General features: G+C 34.2%; 18 protein-coding genes. 7 read left to right on the forward strand and 11 right to left on the reverse strand.

Annotated elements, in window-relative coordinates:
- Positions 1-59 precede the first annotated feature (59 nt).
- Complete coding sequence (locus tag ACFX5E_RS08510; RefSeq protein ID WP_379854773.1) at positions 60-2,333, reverse strand: carboxy terminal-processing peptidase; 2,274 nt, start codon at positions 2,331-2,333, stop codon at positions 60-62.
- 209 nt (positions 2,334-2,542) lie between these two features.
- On the opposite strand from ACFX5E_RS08510, the gene surE reads away from it, so the two are divergent.
- From surE to ACFX5E_RS08535, 5 genes are all read left to right on the forward strand, one after another.
- A complete protein-coding gene (gene surE, locus ACFX5E_RS08515) occupies positions 2,543-3,325 on the forward strand; it encodes a 5'/3'-nucleotidase SurE (RefSeq protein WP_379854774.1) in 783 nt (260 codons plus the stop codon).
- A complete protein-coding gene (locus ACFX5E_RS08520) occupies positions 3,318-3,590 on the forward strand; it encodes a hypothetical protein (protein WP_379854775.1) in 273 nt (90 codons plus the stop codon). Before surE ends, ACFX5E_RS08520 begins: the two co-directional genes overlap by 8 nt.
- A gap of 94 nt (positions 3,591-3,684) precedes the next feature.
- On the forward strand, positions 3,685-4,797 hold the full coding sequence (gene lpxB / locus ACFX5E_RS08525) for a lipid-A-disaccharide synthase (protein WP_379854776.1): 1,113 nt from the start codon (positions 3,685-3,687) through the stop codon (positions 4,795-4,797).
- Positions 4,798-4,844: 47 nt separating this feature from the next.
- Positions 4,845-5,351: a C40 family peptidase gene (locus tag ACFX5E_RS08530; protein ID WP_379854777.1), complete on the forward strand. Its 507-nt coding sequence runs from the start codon at positions 4,845-4,847 to the stop codon at positions 5,349-5,351.
- Between the two features lie 87 nt (positions 5,352-5,438).
- Positions 5,439-7,475: a ComEC/Rec2 family competence protein gene (locus ACFX5E_RS08535; RefSeq protein WP_379854778.1), complete on the forward strand. Its 2,037-nt coding sequence runs from the start codon at positions 5,439-5,441 to the stop codon at positions 7,473-7,475.
- A 3-nt stretch (positions 7,476-7,478) separates the two neighbouring features.
- Here ACFX5E_RS08535 and ACFX5E_RS08540 read toward each other — a convergent pair whose 3' ends face one another.
- From ACFX5E_RS08540 to ACFX5E_RS08555, 4 genes are read right to left on the reverse strand one after another with little or no spacing between them, the layout of a single operon-like run.
- Positions 7,479-7,940 carry a thioredoxin family protein gene (locus tag ACFX5E_RS08540; RefSeq protein WP_379854780.1) on the reverse strand — a complete coding sequence of 154 codons (462 nt, stop codon included), beginning with the start codon at positions 7,938-7,940 and terminating at the stop codon, positions 7,479-7,481.
- A gap of 43 nt (positions 7,941-7,983) precedes the next feature.
- On the reverse strand, positions 7,984-9,789 hold the full coding sequence (locus ACFX5E_RS08545) for a peptide MFS transporter (RefSeq protein WP_379854781.1): 1,806 nt from the start codon (positions 9,787-9,789) through the stop codon (positions 7,984-7,986).
- 4 nt (positions 9,790-9,793) lie between these two features.
- A complete protein-coding gene (locus ACFX5E_RS08550; RefSeq protein ID WP_379854782.1) occupies positions 9,794-11,338 on the reverse strand; it encodes a peptide MFS transporter in 1,545 nt (514 codons plus the stop codon).
- Positions 11,339-11,347: 9 nt separating this feature from the next.
- On the reverse strand, positions 11,348-13,516 hold the full coding sequence (locus tag ACFX5E_RS08555; protein ID WP_379854783.1) for a S9 family peptidase: 2,169 nt from the start codon (positions 13,514-13,516) through the stop codon (positions 11,348-11,350).
- A 178-nt stretch (positions 13,517-13,694) separates the two neighbouring features.
- On the opposite strand from ACFX5E_RS08555, the gene ACFX5E_RS08560 reads away from it, so the two are divergent.
- A complete protein-coding gene (locus tag ACFX5E_RS08560) occupies positions 13,695-15,011 on the forward strand; it encodes a hydroxymethylglutaryl-CoA reductase, degradative (RefSeq protein WP_379854784.1) in 1,317 nt (438 codons plus the stop codon).
- Between the two features lie 60 nt (positions 15,012-15,071).
- Positions 15,072-15,989, forward strand: a complete 918-nt coding sequence (locus ACFX5E_RS08565; RefSeq protein WP_379854785.1) for a GYDIA family GHMP kinase — start codon at positions 15,072-15,074, stop codon at positions 15,987-15,989.
- Positions 15,990-16,113: 124 nt separating this feature from the next.
- On the opposite strand, the gene ACFX5E_RS08570 is transcribed toward ACFX5E_RS08565, so the two are convergent.
- The 6 genes from ACFX5E_RS08570 to ACFX5E_RS08595 form a co-directional block, all read right to left on the reverse strand.
- Positions 16,114-18,210 carry a peptidylprolyl isomerase gene (locus ACFX5E_RS08570; protein WP_379854786.1) on the reverse strand — a complete coding sequence of 699 codons (2,097 nt, stop codon included), beginning with the start codon at positions 18,208-18,210 and terminating at the stop codon, positions 16,114-16,116.
- Positions 18,211-18,319: 109 nt separating this feature from the next.
- The gene (locus ACFX5E_RS08575) at positions 18,320-19,579 is read right to left on the reverse strand and encodes a hemolysin family protein (protein ID WP_379854787.1); all 1,260 of its coding nucleotides are present in this window, start codon (positions 19,577-19,579) and stop codon (positions 18,320-18,322) included.
- A gap of 3 nt (positions 19,580-19,582) precedes the next feature.
- Positions 19,583-19,777, reverse strand: a complete 195-nt coding sequence (locus ACFX5E_RS08580) for a hypothetical protein (protein ID WP_379854788.1) — start codon at positions 19,775-19,777, stop codon at positions 19,583-19,585.
- Positions 19,778-19,794: 17 nt separating this feature from the next.
- Positions 19,795-20,349 carry an LPS export ABC transporter periplasmic protein LptC gene (lptC, locus tag ACFX5E_RS08585; protein WP_379854789.1) on the reverse strand — a complete coding sequence of 185 codons (555 nt, stop codon included), beginning with the start codon at positions 20,347-20,349 and terminating at the stop codon, positions 19,795-19,797.
- 46 nt (positions 20,350-20,395) lie between these two features.
- Positions 20,396-21,646, reverse strand: a complete 1,251-nt coding sequence (locus tag ACFX5E_RS08590) for a hypothetical protein (RefSeq protein WP_379854790.1) — start codon at positions 21,644-21,646, stop codon at positions 20,396-20,398.
- Complete coding sequence (locus tag ACFX5E_RS08595) at positions 21,639-22,373, reverse strand: type III pantothenate kinase (RefSeq protein WP_379854791.1); 735 nt, start codon at positions 22,371-22,373, stop codon at positions 21,639-21,641. Before ACFX5E_RS08595 ends, ACFX5E_RS08590 begins: the two co-directional genes overlap by 8 nt.
- Positions 22,374-22,397: the final 24 nt, after the last annotated feature.

Below are 22,397 nucleotides of genomic sequence, written 5' to 3' on the forward strand. Positions count from 1 at the left end.
ACTTTTTCTGAGGCGCTTTTTAGTATTTAAGATTTACATGTTAATTAAAACATATCGGATTATGATTTAGCTAGTTTCCCTTTTTTTAATTTAGCGGGAATAACTTTCTTTACAATACTTTTTGATTGCAAATCATCTAAAACATTTAATGCTTCTTCCACATAAATATCCTTTGCTAGAGCTTCATGCCATCTGTCTCTTTTCTCTTTTAAAGTTAGATCCTTATTAACCTCGTCAATTTCATAAGGCAATGAAGTGAACTTAAGGGTGTTTTTATAAGTGGAAAGCGGTTTGTACTTTTTCGCTTTTTCTTCAATTGCATTTTGAGCAATTTTAAATTTATCCAAATTCAAACTATAGATATTATCGGCACTTCTGCTGTCTATCCATTTTGCATTTTCCTCAATCAATTGAAATTGGGAACTTTGTGCAATTCTTTTTTTACTGTTCGCAATTGCCTGATTAAAATTAGCGTTTTTGTTCCAAACAGTATAGGCAGCGGGGTCAATTTTGTCCCAAGGCATAGCATTGTCAACATCACGCTCACCCATTTTCAAATAAGCATATCTATCCGGCATAACAATATCACTGCTTACTCCTTCAAGTTGTGTTGAACCCCCATTTATTCTGTAGAATTTTTGAGTGGTTGTTTTTATTGCACCTAAATCTCCAACGGCACTATTACGGACAAATTGATTTAAATCTCTTACATTTTGCACCGTTCCTTTACCATACGTTTGCTTACTTCCAATGATAATCCCTCTTTTATAATCTTGAATTGCAGCTGCCAAAATCTCAGAGGCTGAAGCTGAAAAACTGTTTACCATGATTACTAGTGGACCGTCCCATTCAATTTTTTTGTCTCTATCATATAAGACTTCTTTTTTCTTTCCTGCTGATTTAATTTGCACTATTGGACCTTGTTCAATAAATAATCCAGCAATATCAACAACAGTAGATAATGATCCGCCACCGTCATCACGAACATCTAATACAATACCGTTTACTCCGGCTGCTTTTAAACGTTCCACTTCCTTAGCAATATCTTTTCCGGCATCTCTACCATCTTTATTTTCAAAATCAATATAAAACTTTGGAAGGTAAATAACTCCGTATTTCAATCCGTTTTTATTAACAACGCTTGATTTAGCGTAGGTCTCTTCAATTTCTACAATATCTCTGGTTATAGAAATAATTTTAATTGTCCCATCTACTTTTTTCACGGTAAGACGTACTTCAGTCCCTTTAGGTCCTTTAATTTTTTTAACAACATCATCAAGACGCATCCCAACAACATCTACCGCTTCTTCATTTCCTTGGGCCACTTTCATTACTAAATCTCCCGCCTCAAGTTGTTTTCCTCTCCAAGCCGGTCCGCCAGAAATAAGTTCTGAAATTTCAGTAAAATCATTTTTCTTTTGAAGACGCGCTCCAATCCCTTCTAATTTTCCACTGATACTTACGTCAAAACGCTCTTTTTCTTCAGGAGCAAAGTAATTAGTATGTGGATCAAAACGAGCTGTAATAGAATTAATATACACAGAGAACCAATCATTTCTATCTAAATCATTCATAAAACCAAAATATTCATCTAATGATTTTACGGCACTTTCTCTAGTTTCTTTTTCTAGTTGTTCAATTGTTTTTGGTTTATCATTGTCTGAAGCTAAAGCAGTTTTATCTTTTTGCGGATTAACTACGTCAAGTTTAAGCTTCTCTTCTTGTCCTAAAACATTCGAAGAATCTTTAGCTACAACAATCCCATTCTTTTTGTTTTCTTGGATTTTTAAACGATCCGTTATTGAAGAAAGCGTCGACAATTTAATTTGCTTACGCCATTTATCTGTAAGTTCCTTACTATCCTTTGCGTAAGGTGCTTTTTCATAGTCCGTATTAAAACTCTCATCAACATTATAGTCAAAAGGATGACTCAAAATGTCTTTATAGATTCCTTTACTTTCCTCCATTCTATTCATTAAACGATCATAGGTAATATCGAAAAAAGTTAAATCTTTATTTAATATTTGATCATCTAGCTGAGTTTCATATTTTGAAAACTCATCAATATCCGATTGCAAGAAAAATCGTTTAGAAGGATCTAAAGCCTCTATATAATCTTTATAAATACCTTTAGAAAAGGTGTCATCTATAGTTGCAGGATTGTAATGTTCTCTTTGGATTACAAAGGTTAAAAGCTCTAAAAGCAATTTATCTTTTTCGGGATCTGTATCTTTTGATGCATTAATTTTGAACGCAAATAGCGATATCGAAACACACGCAACAATAAGAAGTAGTTTATAATTTCTTTTCATATAGTCAATAATAGTATTCATCAATTTTTAGCCTAAATTACGGTAAAAACCATGCCAACGTTAACAAGCGCTGCATAATTTTTTGTTAAAGATATAAAATTTGTTTTTTTGTTTTGGGTTTAAGAAATCAAGTTACTAAATTTTATATTCTTTGTTTATAAAATACGGTTTTGTGTGACTACATTTGTTCTTTAAATATTTAATTAGAAATCCTTTCTTGAAAACATAAAATGACAAAACACTCCAAACCTTTAATATTAGTTACAAATGACGATGGCATTTCTGCTCCGGGACTTAGGGCATTAATAGCCGTTATGGCAGAAATAGGAGAAGTAATCGTTGTCGCGCCTGACTCGCCACAAAGCGCTACTGGTCACGGAATTACCATAAACGACACATTATATTTAAATAAAATTTCAAAAGAAGGCGAACTAATTACAGAATACAGTTGCTCTGGCACTCCTGTGGATTGCGTGAAATTTGCTGTCAGTGAAATTCTGAAAAGAAAACCTGATTTGTGCGTATCTGGTGTTAATCACGGTTCTAACTCTTCTATAAATGTCATCTACTCCGGAACCATGAGCGCTGCTATTGAAGCTGGCATAGAAGGAATTCAAGCCATTGGATTTTCATTATTAGATTTTGACTGGAATGCAAATTTTGAAGACATAAAGCCTTTTATCCGAAAAATCACATTGGAAGTTCTTGAAAACAAACTGCCTGAAGGAGTCGTTTTGAATGTAAATTTTCCAAAATTGAAAGAAAAAGACATCCAGGGAATCAAAATTTGCCGTCAGGCTAAAGCCATTTGGATGGAAAAATTCGACAAACGTAAAACCCCGCAAGGCAGAGATTATTATTGGCTTACCGGAGAATTTGTAAACCAAGACCATGGAGAAGACACTGATGAATGGGCATTGAAAAACGGATATATTTCTGTTGTTCCTGTGCAGTTTGATTTAACAGCGCATCATGCCACTCAACAACTTAATACCTGGAATTGGAATGAATAAAATAGATTTGTTAACTGGATTCATAATAGGTATTTTAGCTTCAATACTTGGAAGCTTCATTTTTATCACTTTTTTTACTGATTACACCTTTTTGGGTGGCGTACAGGTTATGAAATTTGAGGGAAAACTGGGTAAATTAATCACACTCGGATCCATACTTGATTTGGTAGCTTTTGCAATTTTACTAAAATTAAATAAAGAACTAATGGCACGTGGTGTCGTTTTAGCAGTTATAATTCTGACACTTGTCTCTTTGTTTGTTTAGGAAAAGTGATAATTTATACCTTTATTTAGTTAAAAATAATTCTGATTTGAGATCCACTATTGTAAAATTAAGGACTCCAAACACAACATAAAACATGAAATACTACATCATAGCAGGAGAGGCTTCAGGCGATTTACATGGTTCCAATTTGATGAAAGCACTTTACCAAGAAGATCCTCATGCTGACATTCGGTTTTGGGGTGGCGATCTAATGCAAAATGTTGGTGGAACGTTGGTAAAACATTACCGCGCATTGGCTTTTATGGGCTTTGTGGAAGTGATTTTTAATTTGAAAACTATTTTGAATAACATCAAAATATGTAAAAATGACATCACAAGCTTTCAACCTGATGTAATTATTTTTATAGATTATCCTGGTTTCAATTTACGAATTGCAAAATGGTCAAAAGAATGTGGCTTCAAAAACCACTACTATATTTCTCCGCAAATCTGGGCCTGGAAAGAAAGCCGAATCACCGAAATCAAACGTGACATCGATAAAATGTATGTGATTTTGCCTTTCGAAAAAAGTTTTTACGAAGATAAACATCATTTTCCTGTTGAATTTGTTGGCCATCCGTTGATTGACGCCATTCATAACCAAACGCCAATAGACGCTACAGTTTTTAGAAAAGAAAATCAATTAAACGAAAAACCCATCATCGCTCTTTTGCCGGGTAGCCGACAACAAGAAATTACAAAAATGTTATCGGTGATGCTTAGCGTGGTGAATGATTTTCCGGATTATCAATTTGTGATTGCTGGCGCGCCAAGTCAAGAATATTCATTTTATGAAAATTTCATTTCAAATGAAAACATAAAGTTTATATCGAATAAAACCTATGATTTGTTGCAAAATTCGACTGCCGCGTTAGTTACTTCAGGTACGGCGACATTAGAAACAGCACTTTTCAAAGTTCCGGAAGTTGTGTGCTATAAAGGCAGCTGGGCCTCTTACCAAATTGCTAAACGTATTGTAACACTTAAATATATTTCTTTAGTCAATTTGATCATGGATAAAGAAGTGGTAACGGAATTAATTCAGGAAGACTGTTCTACGAAACGCATTCGAGAGGAATTAAAAAAAATACTGGAATCCCATCATCGAAGTACTATTTTAAAAGAATATGAGTTATTAGAAGAGAAACTTGGCGGAATTGGTGCGAGTGAAAAAACAGCAAAATTGATTGTTGCTGATTTACAGTAATTTCGGCAGTTTATTAACTCTTTGAATTTTACAAAAAATTAAATCTTTTGAAATATTTACTATATATTTTTTTAATACTTCTCTTTTTTACTGCCTGCAAACCAACATCTGCAATTATTACTTCGAAAAAAGAAAATCTCACTAAATCAGAAAAAAGAAAAACAAGCCGATTGATTGAAGAATTAATCGATACCGCCACAGAACATATCGGAGTTCAATATAAATATGCAGGCACTACAAATGCTGGTTTTGACTGTTCTGGTTTAATATGCTCTATCTTTAGCTCCTACAACATAACTCTTCCCCGCTCCTCTTACGAACAATCAAAATTAGGAACAATTGTAAATCGATATCGAGAAGAAGCTAAAAAAGGTGATTTAATCTTTTTTAAAACGAATAGTAAATCTAAAATCAATCATGTAGGAATGGTGATTGAAGTCAATGATGACGAAATAAAATTCATACATGCCTCGACCTCAAAAGGAGTGATTATTTCCTCAACAAAAGAGCCTTATTATCAGAGAACATTTGCTCAGCTAAATAGAATTTTATAACAAATAACTAATCATAAATTAAAGCCCCCAAATTATTTTTAAAAAATACAAGGTTATTTCTTACTAAAAATATTGTACTTTAGAAACATGAAAGTGCTACAATTCCCTTTAGCGAGAATAACATTCGGTTTTGTTCTAGGCATAATTGCGGCTTTTTACTTAAAGCCCAATCCACAAACCGTATTTTCTTTACTAGCAATTTCTTTTTTAGCCTTGGCAATTACCTATTTCTTATCAGGAAAAAATCTCATTCGCCCTTTATATTTTGGTTTCGCCACTGGTTTACTTTCCTTTTTTATTGGCATTACCACACAAATTACACATAATGATTATTACCAAAAAAATAATTACATCCATTACAACTCCATTTTTGAAAAACCCCACCTACTTACCATAACGCTTCGAGAAAAATTAAAAAGTTCTAATTTTAATGACCGTTATATAGCTACTGTAAACCGTGTGGACCATTCGAAAAGTTCAGGCAGAGTAATCCTGAATGTTCATAAAGACAGCTTAAACCATAAATTTGAGATAGGCACTATTTTACAAATCAGAAGTACTTTGCAGGAAAACAATCCTCCAAATAATCCTAACCAATTTGACTACAGTAAATATCTCGAAAACAAACAAATCTTTGCACAACTGTATGCTGACGCCGACGAAATTCGAATAAGCACTAAAATGGAGAAGAATATTTGGTATTATACGTCCAAATTAAGATCTAAAATCATTGACAACTTAGAGAAAAGCAAATTTAATAAAACAGAATTAAATGTCGCTATTGCTCTAATTTTGGGTCAGCAACAAGATATTTCTCCTGAAATTATTCGGGATTATCAGTACGCTGGCGCTGTACATATATTGTCGGTTTCAGGATTGCATATTGGATTTATATTGCTTTTTGTAACGTTTATTCTAAAACCTTTACCCAACACAAAAAGAGGCTCCTTTATCAAGCTATTAATTATTCTCGCCTCATTGTTTATTTTCGGAGTAATTGCCGGTCTGGCGCCATCCGTCGTGCGTTCTGTCACTATGTTTTCGTTTGTTGCCATTGGAAATCATTTGCGAAGAGGTGATAACATTTATCATACTTTGCTGGTTTCCGTTTTGATCATATTACTTTTCGAACCTTCCTTTCTATTTGATGTTGGATTTCAATTAAGCTATATTGCTTTATTTTTTATTATTTGGCTGCAACCTCTTTTAGCATCCCTTTGGTTACCAAAAAATAAGATTGCAAAATACATTTGGGATATTCTGACGGTTTCCTTTGCGGCACAAATTGGCACTTTACCTTTAAGCATTTATTACTTCCATCAATTCCCCGGATTGTTCTTCGTGACTAATTTAGTAATTATACCGCTACTTAGTATTATCATGGTTTTGGGCGTTTTGGTTATGGTTTTGGCAGCATTCGGTTATGTACCTAGTTTTCTTGCCAAACCTTTGGAATGGAGCATCTATTATTTAAATAAAATAATAAATTCGATTGCGTCCCTGGAACAATTTATAATCCATAACATCTCCTTTAATTATTCACTTTTAACTAGTAGTTACTTGTTCCTCATTGCATTAATAATTTGGTTTAAAAAACCAAATTTTAATAAATTGACCCTAGTCTTAATTACCATTATCATAATGCAAATATCATTTTTGCATACTCGATACAGCGTTCAAAACCAACAAGAATTGGTTATATTCAATTTGAAAAGAAATACGCTGATTACGGAGCGGAATGGCAATGATGTCAGTTTATACGCAAATGACAGCATTTTAAAAATTTCCAGAAAAAACACCATACTAAACTCTTATCTGGTTGGTAATTTCAGTAAGTTAAAAACAAAAAAAAGAATTCAAAACATTGCCTTTTTCAACGGAAGAAAAATTCTGATTTTGGATAGTTTGGGGATGTACCCAAAAAATACAAAGCCAGATATTTTGCTACTGACACAATCTCCAAAAATAAATCTGGAGCGACTATTTCAGACTGTAAAACCCAGAATAGTTCTCGCTGATGCATCGAACTATAAAACAATTCAGAAATTATGGAAGGCGACTTGTATGAAACAAAAAATCCCTTTTCACGCAACTGGTGAAAAGGGATTCTATAAATTGGATTAAAAACTATTTCTTTTTCAGAATTCCATTTGCCACTTCGAGCCAAGCCGCAGGACCTCCAGCAACATATCCTGTAGTTCCTAAACCTTCAAAATTGACTTTTCCGTCTTTATTGGTTCCATTGGCGAAACAAATTGTTGGAAAACCTTGGATTGAAAAAGCTTGCTGCAACTCACTGTTTTGTGCTTTAATTTCAGGCGTTTGAGGCGTTCTCCTTGGATAATCTAACTCTACCAGAATCACATTTGCCTTTGCCCATTTTTCAAACTCAGGGGTTTTTAAAACTTCTTTTTGTAGTCTTATGCACCATCCACACCAATCGCTTCCTGTGAAAAACATCAACAAAGGTTTTTTCTCTTTATTACCTATGGCAATTGCTTCCTTAACATCGGTGTGCCATTTTAGCTCTTGTGCTTGCATGGCGAAACATCCAAAAACCAACATCGTAAGTAGTAGTATCTTTTTCATATATTTTAATTTAAAATTTAAAATCAAAAACAATGCCTAAAATTTATCGAACACCATGCATTAATTTCTTAATTACAGGCCCCATCAAAATAGAGAACAACGCAACTACAATTGATATTATTGCTAACATCCAGAAGAAATAACTCAATCCATGCTCGTTGGCGATTTTATCAATATTTTCCCCAAACATACCTGCTCCTTTCATCCCAATTGCCACTGCAAGATACCAAACTCCAAACATAAATGCAATCATTCTTGCAGGAACTAATTTACTCACATAAGACAAACCTACCGGCGAGATACACAGTTCGGCCATGGTATGGAAAAGATACACTAGAATCAACCAAATCATGCTAACCGAAGCTGTTTTTGCTCCAGCCTCAATACCACTTGCACCAAAAGCAACACAAGCCATACCAAGGGCCAATAATCCCATACCAATTCCGTATTTTAAATTGGCAGAAGGATTGTATTTACTTTCCCACCATTTAGAAAACAATGGTGCTAATGAAATAATAAACAATGAATTTAAGGTAGAGAACCAAGTTGCCGGAACTTCGGTCAATGCAGTGGTTACTTTATCAATTTTTAAAGCCTGCAATGTATCATCTGACAATGATAAATATCCCGCGGTGTAATAATCTTTGGCCAACATCCATATTGCTATTGCCCAGATAATGATAAAACTTACACTTAATATCATATTTGCAATAGCATAAAATTTAAAAGTTTGTTTGAATAATAAAATCAATACCCAAGTGATAATCACTAATGGCAAAATAGTAATCAATGAATTCATCACTAAAAACACCACACTCCAATTACCTGTTAAAACTCGATCCGTATAATCATTCGCAAAAATGGTTAAACTGTTTGGCGATTGTTCGAAAATGGCCCAAAAGAAAATAGTCAGAAACGCGAAGAATGTAACTGCTATTAATTTTTCTTTAGTAATTTTAGAATATTGGGTGAATCTATAAATTAACAATATAATAAATACAACCAGCGCTGAAACTATAGCAATAGAATTACCCTTTTCTCCAAGAAATGAAAAAATATTTACTTTCCCTCCAGATATTTTGGAAGCTGGGTCATTTATAAGCCACAATAAAGCTATTAATGATGAAAATGCAATTGCTGCTAACTGTATTGGCGAAAAAGGATTTCTTTTATCCGTATCTAAAGCCTCTGCTTTTGCTTTGCTTTCTTTGTTTGGTTTTAAACCAATGTCGCCAAAAATATTTTGAGACAACCAAAACTGTAACATTCCAAAGAACATAAAAATTCCAGCAAGACCAAAACCATAACTCCATCCCACTTTTTCTCCTAAGTAGCCACAAAGTAATATTCCGAAGAAAGCTCCTGCATTTACTCCCATATAAAATAAAGTATAAGCTCCATCCTTTTTCTCCGGACGGTCTTTATACATTTCAGATACGATCGAAGTCATGTTTGGTTTGAAAAAACCATTTCCAAAAACTAATAAAATCAATCCCAAATAAATGGAGAATTCCGTTTCAACTGCCATAGAAGCGTGTCCCAGCGTCATTAAAATTGCACCTACAACAACTGCCCATCGAAAACCAATCACTTTATCAGCAAAATATCCCCCTAGCATCGTTGATAAATAAACCAGACCAACATAAGAACCAAATAAAGCCGAAGCATTTTCTCGACTCCATTCCCAACCGCCGTCCGTAAGGGACGTCGTTAAGAATAATATTAATAATGAACGCATTCCGTAGAATGAGAATCGCTCCCACATCTCTGTGAAGAATAAAACGAATAATCCCGCTGGATGCCCTAAAACGGTACTTTTAAAAAATTGATCTGTAGTATTTTCACTCATATTATTAATTATTTAATTCTTTATCTACTCCGTGCATTAATTTTTTGATTATTGGAGAAAGTACTAATAGTAGTAATCCGAAACCAAGTCCTGTATAAAATAAATATTCAAAAAGCACTAAGTAACTCTGTTTTGCTAAGTTCAAATCTGGTGCTGTACCATTTGAAGTATCAACAGAAGCAATATTAGCTAAAATGGAAGCAATAAATTCGGAACTGGCTGTTGCCAAAAACCAAACGCCCATCATGAACCCAACGATTTTTGCCGGGGATAATTTAGTCACTGCAGAAAGTCCTACTGGTGACAAACTCAATTCTCCACAGGTATGCAAAAAATAAGCTAATATTAGCCATATTGCCGCTACTTTTCCTGCGCCAGAAAGATTTATTCCCATAACTAAAGCTCCAAAACCTAAACCAACTAAAGCTAATGCTAAAGCAAATTTTACCGCTGTATTCGGGTTGTATTTTCCTAATTTTGGCCATATCCAAGCAAAAACTGGAGCTAGCAAAATTATAAATAAGGCATTAAAACTTAAGAACTGTCCGGCAGAAACTTCATAACCAAATATAGTTCGGTCTAAAATCCTGTCAGCAAATAAATTCATAGAGGTATAAGCCTGTTCAAACAATGCCCAGAACACAATTGTAAATACAATCAGAATGGTTAAAGCAATCAATTGATGACGTGCTTTTCCGTCTAACTGTGTGATAGCATAGTAAACAATATAAATAAAGGAAATACCACCTGCAATTTTTAAAGCCCATGAAACCGCATCATGATTTTGAACCATTTGCCAAAACAACAATGTTGACAATACGCTTCCCATATAAATTAACCATTCATTTTTAAGTCCAAACGATTTTTTCTCTAAGAATGAGGCGTTATTTGTTTCGCCCTTTCCCATCAATAATTTTCTACCGGAAATAAAAGTCACCAATCCAAAAAACATTCCGACTCCAGCTGCACCAAAACCATAACTCCAACCGTACGTTTCTCCCAGCCAAACACAAATTAGCGTAGCCAAAAAGGAACCTAAGTTGATTCCCATATAAAACAAAGTGAATCCAGAATCCCTTCTTTTATCACCCGTTTCATACAATTCTCCAACTAATGAAGAGATATTGGCTTTTAGAAAACCAACTCCGACAATTATTAAGGATAATGAAAAATAAAATATTTGCAAGGCGGTTTCGTCTCGTGTAATCTCGCCAGTCATGGATTGTGTGGCGGCATTCCCTTCATAAGCCATTCCTAAATGACCTAACACAAGCATTATACCTCCAAAAACAATCGCTTTTCTAAATCCCAGATAGCGATCCGCAATAAAACCACCTAAAACGGGTACTGCATACACCAAAGCAGCGTAGCTTCCAATCAGTAAATTCCCTGAAGTATCCGAAAACAAATGGTATTTTGTCAGATAAAAAATCAACAAGGCTTTCATTCCATAAAAGGAGAAGCGTTCCCACATTTCGGTAAAAAACAATATAAAAAGTGCTCTTGGATGTCCAAAAAATTCTTTTTTATTCGATGAGTCGTTTGTCATAAAGTGGTGTTATAAATTTACTTTAATAAAGTTAGTAATTTTATTATACAATTGGATTCTGGTTTTACCACCATAAATTCCGTGGTTTTTATCAGGATAGATTTGAGAATCAAATTGTTTGTTGGACTGAATCAGGGCTTCCATCATTTGCATGGAATTTTGCACATGCACATTATCATCTGCAGAACCGTGTATCAACAAAAACTTCCCTTTAAGTTTTTCTACATGATTTATTGGGGAATTTTCATCATATCCACTAGCGTTTTCCTGTGGCGTTTGCATGTATCTTTCGGTATAAATACTGTCATAAAATCTCCAATTTGTTACCGGAGCAACGGCAATAGCCATTTTGAAAATATCATTTCCTCTGAAAAGACAGTTTGACGACATATATCCGCCAAAACTCCATCCAAAAATACCAATCCTTGAGTTATCAACATAAGCATAGCTTCCAAAAACTTTCGCTGCATCAATCTGATCTTCCAGTTCGTATTTCCCCAATTGTTTTTGGGTAATTTTTTTAAAATCGGCACCTTTAAAACCCGTTCCGCGACCATCAACACAAGCCACAATATAGCCTTGTTGGGCAAGCATCATAAACCAATAATCATTAGAATCATTCCAATCATTATTTACCTGTTGTGAACCTGGACCGGAATACTGAAACATAAAAACAGGATATTTTTTTGTTGCATCAAAATCTTTTGGCTTAATCATCCAAGCGTTTAGCTCATTCCCTTTTTCTGTTTTTAAAACAAAAAACTCTTTTGAAGGCAAATTATATCCTTTCAGTTTTGAGGCTAATGCTTCATTGTCTTCGATAACCTGAACTTGTTTTCCGCTTTTAGCCTCATTCAATGTATAAGTCGCTGGTTGAGATGCGCTAGAAAATGTATTGATATAATATTGGAAATTGGGACTGAAAGTAGCTCCGTTTGTTCCAACATTAGCAGACAAACGCACTTTATTTTTTCCGTCAAGACCTATTCTATAAACATCTCTGTTGATAGAACCATTCTCGACTGATTGATAAAAAACAGTATTGGTTTTTTCGTCAAATCCATAATAATTAGTCACTTCCCATTTTCCTTTGGTAACTTGTTTTTTCAGTTTTCCATTTTTATCATATAAATAAATATGGTTGAAACCGTCTTTCTCACTGGTCCAAATAAAACTATTGTCTTTCAGAAAAGTTAAATTATCGGTTACATCCACATACGCCTTATCTCTTTCATTTAAAACCACTTTTGCAGTTCCTGAATTTCCATCAATAAACAATATATCTAAATTATCCTGATGACGATTCAATACCTGCGCTGACAATACATTAGAGTTGTTTGTCCATTTCATTCTTGCAATATAAAAATCATTGTAGTTTCCTAAATTAACTTCTTTGGTTGCGTTGGCAGTTACATCATAAATATGTAACGAAACCAATGAGTTTTTTTCCCCTGCTTTTGGGTATTTGAATGTTTCAACAGTTGGGTACAAATCTTTGTGAAAGATTGACATAGAAAATTCCGGAACCTGACTTTCGTCAAAACGAATGTAAGCCAATTTTTTACTGTCAGCACTCCAGTCAAATGCTTTTACAAATGCAAATTCTTCTTCATAAACCCAATCCGTAATCCCGTTTATAATCGCATTTTTCTTTCCGTCACTAGTAATTGGAGCCGATTGATTGGAAGCTAAATCGTATACATATAAGTTGTTTTCTTTAGCGTAAGCTATCTTTTTTCCATCAGGCGAAAAAGTTGGCTCCTGCACCTGAAAATCAAACAATTTCTTTAATTGTTTGGTTGCAATGTTATATAAATAATAATCCGCTGTAAAAGAATGACGGAAAATTTGATTGGTATTGCAAGCCAACAAAATCATTTTTTCAGAGGAATCAAATGTGTAACTGTCAATCACAGGCAATTCCTTATGATTTTTGGTGTCGATTAAAACAGCAATTTTTTTCAAGGTAGCAAAATCATATAAATCAATTTGCATGCTTTTGGAGGCTTGATCAAAATTCAAAACTGAATATTGATTCGTCAACTTCATAGACTGCAATTCATCCATTCCTTTAGCACGAAAAGTGCCATTAAAAATTTCATCAACTGTGATTTTTTGCTGTCCAAAAACAGTAAAACACACAAATAAAAGTAAGACTGTAACTCTACTGAAACTCATACTATAGATTTAAAGATAAAAACCGTCAATTTTAGTGAAAAAATTACAATTAATGGCTATTTTATATGTTAAATGTAAAAAGTAATATAAAAAACAACGACTTAATGAATACAATTCAGACCAAATAAAAGAGCTAAAACCGTATCTTTGCGACTCAACATCACATAATCTATTGAGAATGAATAATGCAGTAACGGGATTTTCTAAATTATCCAAAGAAGAAAAAATAAACTGGATTGCCAACGAATACTTTTCCACACCAACAGAAGCAATCGCATTGCTCAAAAACTATTGGAATTCGGACGAAAAAACACAACAACTACACGATGAATTCATCGAAAACACAATCACCAATTTCTATATTCCGTTAGGAGTTGCTCCAAATTTCTTAATTAACGGCAAATACAGCGCTATTCCCATGGCTATTGAAGAGAGTTCTGTAGTTGCTGCGGCATCAAAAACGGCTAAATTCTGGTCTACTCGTGGCGGATTTAAAGCTACAGTTATTAATACCGAAAAAATTGGTCAAGTCCACTTTATTTATAACGGTGATGTATCAAAACTCAACTTGTTTTTTGCTCAAACCAAAGCTGTCTTTTTTACCGAAACGGAAAGCATTACCAAAAATATGCAAAAACGTGGTGGCGGAATTCTCGATATTGTTTTAAACGACAAAACCGATTTGCTTCCCAATTATTACCAACTTCATGCTACTTTTGAAACCAAAGACAGTATGGGTGCGAATTTTATTAATTCTTGTTTGGAGCAATTTGCCAAAACATTAAAAGAAGAAGCTTCCATTTATGAATTATTTTCAGAAACTGAAAAGGACATTCAAGTTGTGATGAGTATTCTGTCCAATTATGTTCCTAATTGTATTGTTCGAGCTGAAGTTTCCTGCCCGATTGAAGAGTTAAAAGAGAAACATATTTCAAATCCGCAAGAATTTGCAGAGAAATTCGTTCAAGCCGTTCAAATCGCCGAGGTCGAACCTTATCGTGCCGTAACCCACAACAAAGGAATCATGAACGGAATCGATGCCGTGGTTCTTGCTACGGGAAATGATTTCCGCGCTGTCGAAGCGGGAATTCACGCTTATGCTTCTCGAAAAGGAAAATATTCCAGTTTGTCACATGCAAAAATTGAGAATGGCATTTTTACGTTTTGGCTGGAAATTCCTTTAGCTTTAGGCACAGTTGGCGGACTAACATCCTTACATCCTTTAGTGAAATTCTCATTAGAAATGCTGAAAAAACCATCCGCCAAGGAATTAATGCAGATCGTGGCCGTTGCCGGTTTAGCTCAAAATTTTGCCGCTTTGCGTTCCCTGACAACAACGGGAATTCAGGAAGGACACATGAAAATGCATCTAAACAATATCATCAATCAGTTTGAAGCCAACGACAAGGAACGCGTTTTGATACGAAAGCATTTCAAACACCATGTTGTTTCCCATAGTGCCGTTGTTGACTTTATTGAAAACTTAAGAAAATAACATTGATTTTCGACATCTCTGTAAGGGTTAAGAACCCTGACAGAGATTAAAACAAGAATAATGAAACAAACATTCTACAGTAACGGAAAACTTTTAGTCACAGGCGAATATCTTGTTCTGGATGGTGCTAAAGCCTTTGCTTTACCCACAAAATTCGGACAAAATTTAATCGTGGAAAAAGGAACCAATCAAGAAATACAATGGAAAAGTTACGACTCCAACGGTAGCATTTGGTTTGAAGACATCATTTCATTTTCGGATATTTCGAAAGAAAGAAATTCAGAAAGCGACTCCGTTAAATCAACATTAATCGCTATTTTACACGAAGCTTTTGTATTAAATCCCGATTTCATTACTAATTCAAAAGGATACACAATTACCACTGAACTTGGGTTTCCTAAAAGTTGGGGTTTAGGCACCTCGTCTACTTTGATCAACAACATTGCCCAATGGCTGCAAATTGATGCTTTTGTGTTGCTTAAAAACAGTTTTGGAGGAAGCGGTTATGACATTGCCTGCGCACAAAACGACACTCCCATCTTATATCATTTAGAACAAGGAAAACCGAATGTTGAAAAAGTTGTCTTTAATCCTTCATTTACTAAAGACCTCTATTTTGTATATCTCAACAAAAAGCAAAGCAGTAAAGCCGCAATAACATCATACAACATCAATAAAAAACACAATTTGGCCAGAACAATTGCTTCAAACGACAAATTAACTTTTGAAGCTTTGAAGGCAACAACTCTTAAATCATTTGCCTCAGCAATAGAAAAACACGAGACTGACATGAGTAACATCTTAGAAATAAAAACCGCAAAGGAATCTTTGTTTCCTGATTTTAATGGCTCAATCAAAAGCCTTGGCGCTTGGGGAGGAGATTTTGTTATGGCAATTACGGATGAAAACCCAACCAACTATTTTGCCTCAAAGGGATATGGTACAATTATTCCTTATGATGAAATGATATTACTCTAATTCTACTATTAAATTATCATCTTAAATTCCGCTCAGGCTTTCAAACAAAACTATATAAAAAACAAAATCCCGATACACTAAAAATGTATCGGGATTTCTATTTGAATTAATTACTTATAAAATATTAGTAATTGAATTGTTTTCTGTTGTCTTCAATTTTAGCACTACTTTTCAAAGCCGGAATAACTCTGTTCACATCAGAAGCGTTTTGTGCTTTCAATTTAGCTACATATAGAGCATGATTTTTCATAGCCGGCGCTTTTACTGTGCTGCTGTTTTTCACAACATAAACTCCAGTATTTCCTTCAATAGGAGCAGATAGCTTGTTTGCAGCTAATGCAAATGCATTTCCTACAACTTTAGGCTCTTGACCTGCACCCATTAACATTGGATTTTCCATAGTTAAACCAGTTGCTTGTTGAACCTTAGCACCAGTAGCTTTTGAGATCGCTTCCAGTGAAGAACCTGTCATTTTAGCTTTGATCAATTCCGCTTTTTTCTTGTTTTTAAGAATTGGCTCCACATAAGGTCTCGCTAACGTAACGGTTACCAAACCAGATTTGTCAACATTTTTAAGTTTTGCAATTACATGTCCTAAATTAGCCACTTCAAATCTTTTTACAGCACCAACTTTAGCACCATCTTCAAACGCCCATCTAACGATAGATCTTTGATTCCCTAAAGGACCAAAACTCTCGTCCATTGCTTTCAAAGTAACTGGAGCAGCTACCGTAAGTTTCATGTCTTTTGCAATTTTACCAAAATCTTTATCCGTTGCGTCCATTTCAAATTTAGTCGCTTGTGTAAATATTTTGTCTGAAGTTGTTTCTGAAGCTTCAATTTTTTGAGCAACAGTTGCTAAACGAATTCCGTCTTGTTTATCCGTGATTTTGATAATATGAAAACCGAATGGAGTTTCTACTAACCCAACGTTTCCGATTGAGTTATTGAAAACGAAATCATTAAACGGTTTTACCATTTGGTTTGGACCAAAATAACCTAGATCACCACCTTGTTGCGCTGAAGAATCATCTGAATTGGTGAAAGCCAACATCAAGAAACTATCTGGATTTGCATTCACTTGAGCCAAGATAGATTCTGCTTTAGCTTTAGCTTCTTCTTTAGTTCTTTTCTCTTTTTTGTTAGGAACTTGTGTTCCTTCATAGCTAATCAAAATATGGCTTGCTTTTGCATTTACTCCTGATTTCATACCCATTGATTTAGAAATACAGTAGTATTTTCCAAACATATAAGGACCGTACACTTCACCTGCAGCAAGATTGAATAATCTATCTGCATCAACTGCCGGCAAATCTTTTTTAGCAATATAAGTTGAATCGTAAGGAACATCAGAATTTGAATTCACAAACTCAATTGTATTAGTCGCATTTCTGAATCCTGACAAAGTATCATTTTTACCAGTTGCCTGATTGTACACTACTCTTCCGGATAACAATCCGTTTATTTTAGATTTAACCTCATTTTCGTCTTCTTTCGAAGCTTTATCTTCAATCAAAACATATTCCACTTCACGTGATTCGTCAGCTTTGAATTTCTTTTCGTTTTTCTTCATGAAATCTACAATTTCAGCATCAGTCACTTTTACATCACTGTCCTTAATGGTAGAATACAAACCAGCAACGTAAGCAAAATTTACTTTGTTGGCTTCCATTTCATATTTCATTTTTCCTTCGCTTTCAGTAGTATAAATACCCGCTTTAATCAAAGTGTTGTAGATTTGATATTTCGCATTCAACTCCGCATCTTTCTCTCTGTCTTTCAAATATTGAGCCTGTGCTGGATTTGATTTAAAATATTCTTTAAATTTAGCAATATCAAACATCCCTGCTGCATTTAAGAACAATGGATTTTTTCCAATATTTTCATCTGATTTTAAAATTTCAAGTATGTGTTTTTCACCAACTCGCAATCCTAATTTCTCAAATTCTGAAGACAATAAAGCTATAGAAACTTCCTGATCCCAAACTCTGTTTGCTGCTGCTGTTGAAGTGATACCTTCACCACTTTTCTCAACATTGCTTACTTTGATTCTAAAATCTTCGAATGCAATATCTTTTCCATTGATACTACCTACATCTTTGGTACTTTGACCAAAGCCACCTTTACCGATAAGATCTTGTATTATAAATGCAAATAATGCAAGTGCAATAACTGCTATCAATAAAGCGGAACGTTGTCTAATTTTTGCTAAAACTGCCATTTCTATTGTTGTTAATTTTTATATTCAGTTTGCGAAAATACAATTATCTAATTAATAATTATACTAGTAGCGTTTTATTTTGCAAGAATTTTCAATTTTATAAAAAAAACTACTCTCGCACCGCCATTTTAACTAATTCTATTTTCTTATTTGTGGCCTCTTCTATGACGAAATGAAAGGTTCCAATGGTAATTACAGACCCTTTTTGAGGAATTTCTTTGGTGAAATCAACTATAAAACCACCGAGTGTTCCATAAGAATCTCTTTCCGGAATATGAAGTTTATAGGTTTGATTTATATATTCCACATCAAATCGAGCCGAAAAAAGGTAAGTGTCATCCCCTAATTCCTTTTCAATTAATTCCTCTTCTGAATCGTGTTCGTCTTCGATTTCCCCGAAAAGCTCTTCAACAATATCTTCTATCGTAATGATTCCCGAAGTTCCGCCATACTCATCCAAAACAACTGCTACACTTTTTCGCTTTTTGGTCAGTAAATTCATCGCGTCTTTGATGTAGATTGTTTCCGGCACAAACTCTACTGAAATCACGATTTCCTTGATACTGCCGGGTTTTTTGAATAAATCAAACGAATGTACATAACCCACAATATCATCTAAAGAGTTTTCATAAACCACAATTTTTGAATACCCGGTTTCAATGAACAGTTTGTTCAATTCATCGATAGAATCGTATAAATCTATCGCAACGATTTCAGTTCTGGGACTCATCACATCCCTCGCTTTTACTCCGGAAAACTCTAAAGCATTTTGAAACATTTGTATTTCTGAATCCACTTCTTCATTATCCTCAACAGTACTCATTTGCTCTGTTATGTAATTCCCAAGCTCCACTTTACTGAAATAAATCTGCACCTGATCGCCTTCGGTTTTGAAGAATTTTTTCAAAACAAAATCGGAAACCCAGATAAAAAAGCTAGAAACAAAATAGAATAAAACATAAAAAGCATAAGCCGGAACAGCAAAAATCCGTATTAACGTATTGGCATAAATCTGGAAGAATACTTTAGGCAAAAACTCGGCAGTAATCAGAACTATTAGTGTGGAAAGAATAGTTTGAATTAATAAATCTATTAAACTGGAAAGATGATAACCAAAGGATTCGATCCAGCGCATCAATAACTCGCCCATAAAAAACCCATATATCACTAATGCAATATTATTTCCAATAAGCATGGCGGCAATAAATTTAGAGGGCTTTTCGGTAAGTTTAGTAAGGATTCTAGAGAGAAAATTATCTTGTTTTTTCTCTATTTCAAGATAAATCTTATTGGAAGAAATGAAAGCAATTTCCATTCCTGAAAAAAAGGCACATAGTATTAAACACAATATTATGATACTAATTTCCATAATTTAGGATTTTTTGCTTCGGTCTTCAAATTTTTTTCCAAATTTCATTCGGAAGAAAAACATAAATACTGCCACTACCGCAATCCCAAAACTCAACCATGGTGTTGCAGTAGGATCATTGAATTTTGTGACCCCGTCATAGATAAAAAAGACAGCAAAAACCAAATAAAAATAGGGTACGTATTTTAAGTAAGTCATAATTAGAATTTATAAAATTATTCGGCAGATTGGAATTCACCAGTGATTCTCTGCGAATTAATCACTTTGAAATCTTTACTGAAATCGATGCCTTGCCCGTTCGAGGAACCTTTAAGGTCTGTTAATTTAAATTTTTTCTCGGTAAAAAACCATTCGTTTTTTTGGTCGTAATACAACTGTTCGGTTTCCAGCATCTGCCCGTTCTCCGATTTAATTTTTACTTTTCCCTGCAAATCAATAATATTCGTCAACTTATAGGAAACCGCATAATTTGCCGTTATAAAGGTTCTTTTTGCTTTATTATCATATAAAGTTACATCTATTCCTTTTGGAAATTCGGTAAAAGGAAAATCAACATTCGAAAAATCTAGCATTTTTGGACTAACCAAAATTGATTTAATCAATCCTGAATCGGTATATTTTAAATTTACATTATCGGCATCACCACCGGGAACAAAGTCGGAGAAATTAATTTTTTGGACTTCTTTAAAATTGCTTTCACAACCAAAAAACAGAGTCACAGCAAAAACTGTGACTACTGGAAATATTTTATATTTTTTTAGTAAAGTCATATACTGTTCTTGACAAAGCAATGTGGTTAAATTTACTTATGAAGTTCTAGTCGAATTTTCTTTTATCGAACCATTTATCATTAAGTGAAAAACTCACACTGAAATTAGCATAATTTTCCTGAACCAAATTTGCATTTGTTGTCCCTTTTTTACCCATTTCAAAACCGAAATTTACATTTGAAAAACTACCTGTTATAGGCAAACCAACTCCAAGCGTTAAGCCCATGTCATTTATAGACTCTGAATTAACCATCAAGCCTGTTTTTTCATATTTAAGCCCACCTCTGTAAACAATTCTTTTAGCATAATTTGAAAATGAGTTATAGTTGGGAATGTAATATCCTCCAAGACTTACACTTCCAAATCTTCCATAACCCACATTATCCGCTTTATTATAGGCATTCTCTTGTCCAGAAGTTTTTTGATACGCGATTTTCCCGCCTAAAAGCCATTTTTTAGATTCGCCAATTCCCAAACCAAATGATATTTTGCTTGGATATTTTACATCAGATTGTGATTTTTGATCCCCATATGTATCTACAACAGCTAAATCAAAATTTGAATTATAAATCACCGTTGATATATTTCTTGTGTTTTTAGAAGTCAAATTACCTTCTATAGTATAATTTAAGCTACTGTACAAAGAGAGTTTTTTGTTTATTTTAGTCTGGTACATCGTTCCGATATTAAAATTCACTCCAGACAACTCTGCAGCATTCAATTCACGGGTACCTGTAGGAATATTTGTAATAATTTCTAAACTATTGGTTTCAATTTTACCAAAATTATAATTTACATCAGCACCAATACTAAAATGAGGGGCAATTTCGTAACCAATTCCTAAAAACGCTTTATTAAGACCACCAGTTCCGCTTAAACGTTTGTTTGTTTCGCCAACTTCTGAGGATAGTTTTTCAATCTTATATCCTACAGAAGAATATGGAATTAATCCAAAACCCAATCCGAATTTACCTAAAGGCAAACCGATAGCCAAATAATCCAAAGTAGTTCTGCGCGTATTTGTTGATTCCGTGTTAGTTTTCAAAGTTCTTGTCCCATAAGTACCGCCCATTGCAAAGGTCGTACGTTTTAGACTTGCATAACTGGCTGGGTTTTCTAAATTAATGTGAATACTATCCTGCTCGACTGCAACTCCTGCCATAGAACGATTTTCAAGCGTTCCTTTAAATCTTATGTCGCCAATTCCGTAAAAAGAGTAAGGTGATGAAGTTCCTTCTTGAGCGAAGGACACAAGTGACAAAAGCAAGCACGCGCTTATTATAATTTTTTTAATCATTTTTGATTTTATATTGAAATGTTTGGTTCAAACTCTCCAAAAGAAAATTTGAATTGGCAAATATGGTATTTTTTAATCGTTTAGCCAAAAAATCTGTATCTCCACCCGTTAAAATTATTATAAAATTTGAATACCGTGCTCTATATTCATCTATGAAACCGTCAATCTCATAAACCAAACCATTTACTACTCCGGAATGAATTGATTCCGAAGTTGATTTCCCAATTAAATCTTTAGGGTTTTCCAAGGTTAACAAAGGCAATTTTGCCGTGAAATGATGCAAGGATTCATACCGCAATCGCAATCCCGGAGCAATTGCGCCACCATGATACTTGTTTTTATCATCTATAAAATCAAAAGTAACACAGGTTCCCGCATCAATAACTAATCTGTTTTGATTAGGAAATTGGAGTGTCGCTCCGGCAGCAAGAACCATTCGGTCAATTCCTAAAGTCTGAGGGGTTTCATAGTCGTTCAAAAAAGGAAAAGGATCCTGGTGGGATATAAAATGAACATTTAGCTCCTTTTTAAATTCCAAAAAAGACTCTTTTTCGACATCCCCAACAGATGCAACCACCAAATGAGTTATTTTTTGGTGCGTTTTTAAAATATTTTTGATTTTTTTTTGGAAATCATTTTTAGTGAAAAAAAAAGTATCGATTTGAGTACTACCCTCAAAAACAGCACCTTTAATTCTGGTATTTCCTATATCAACCGTTAGAATCATAATTTACATTTTGATGTTGCGAAG

This window comes from Flavobacterium xylosi, from assembly GCF_042787345.1.
Classification (GTDB): Bacteria; Bacteroidota; Bacteroidia; order Flavobacteriales; family Flavobacteriaceae; genus Flavobacterium; species Flavobacterium xylosi.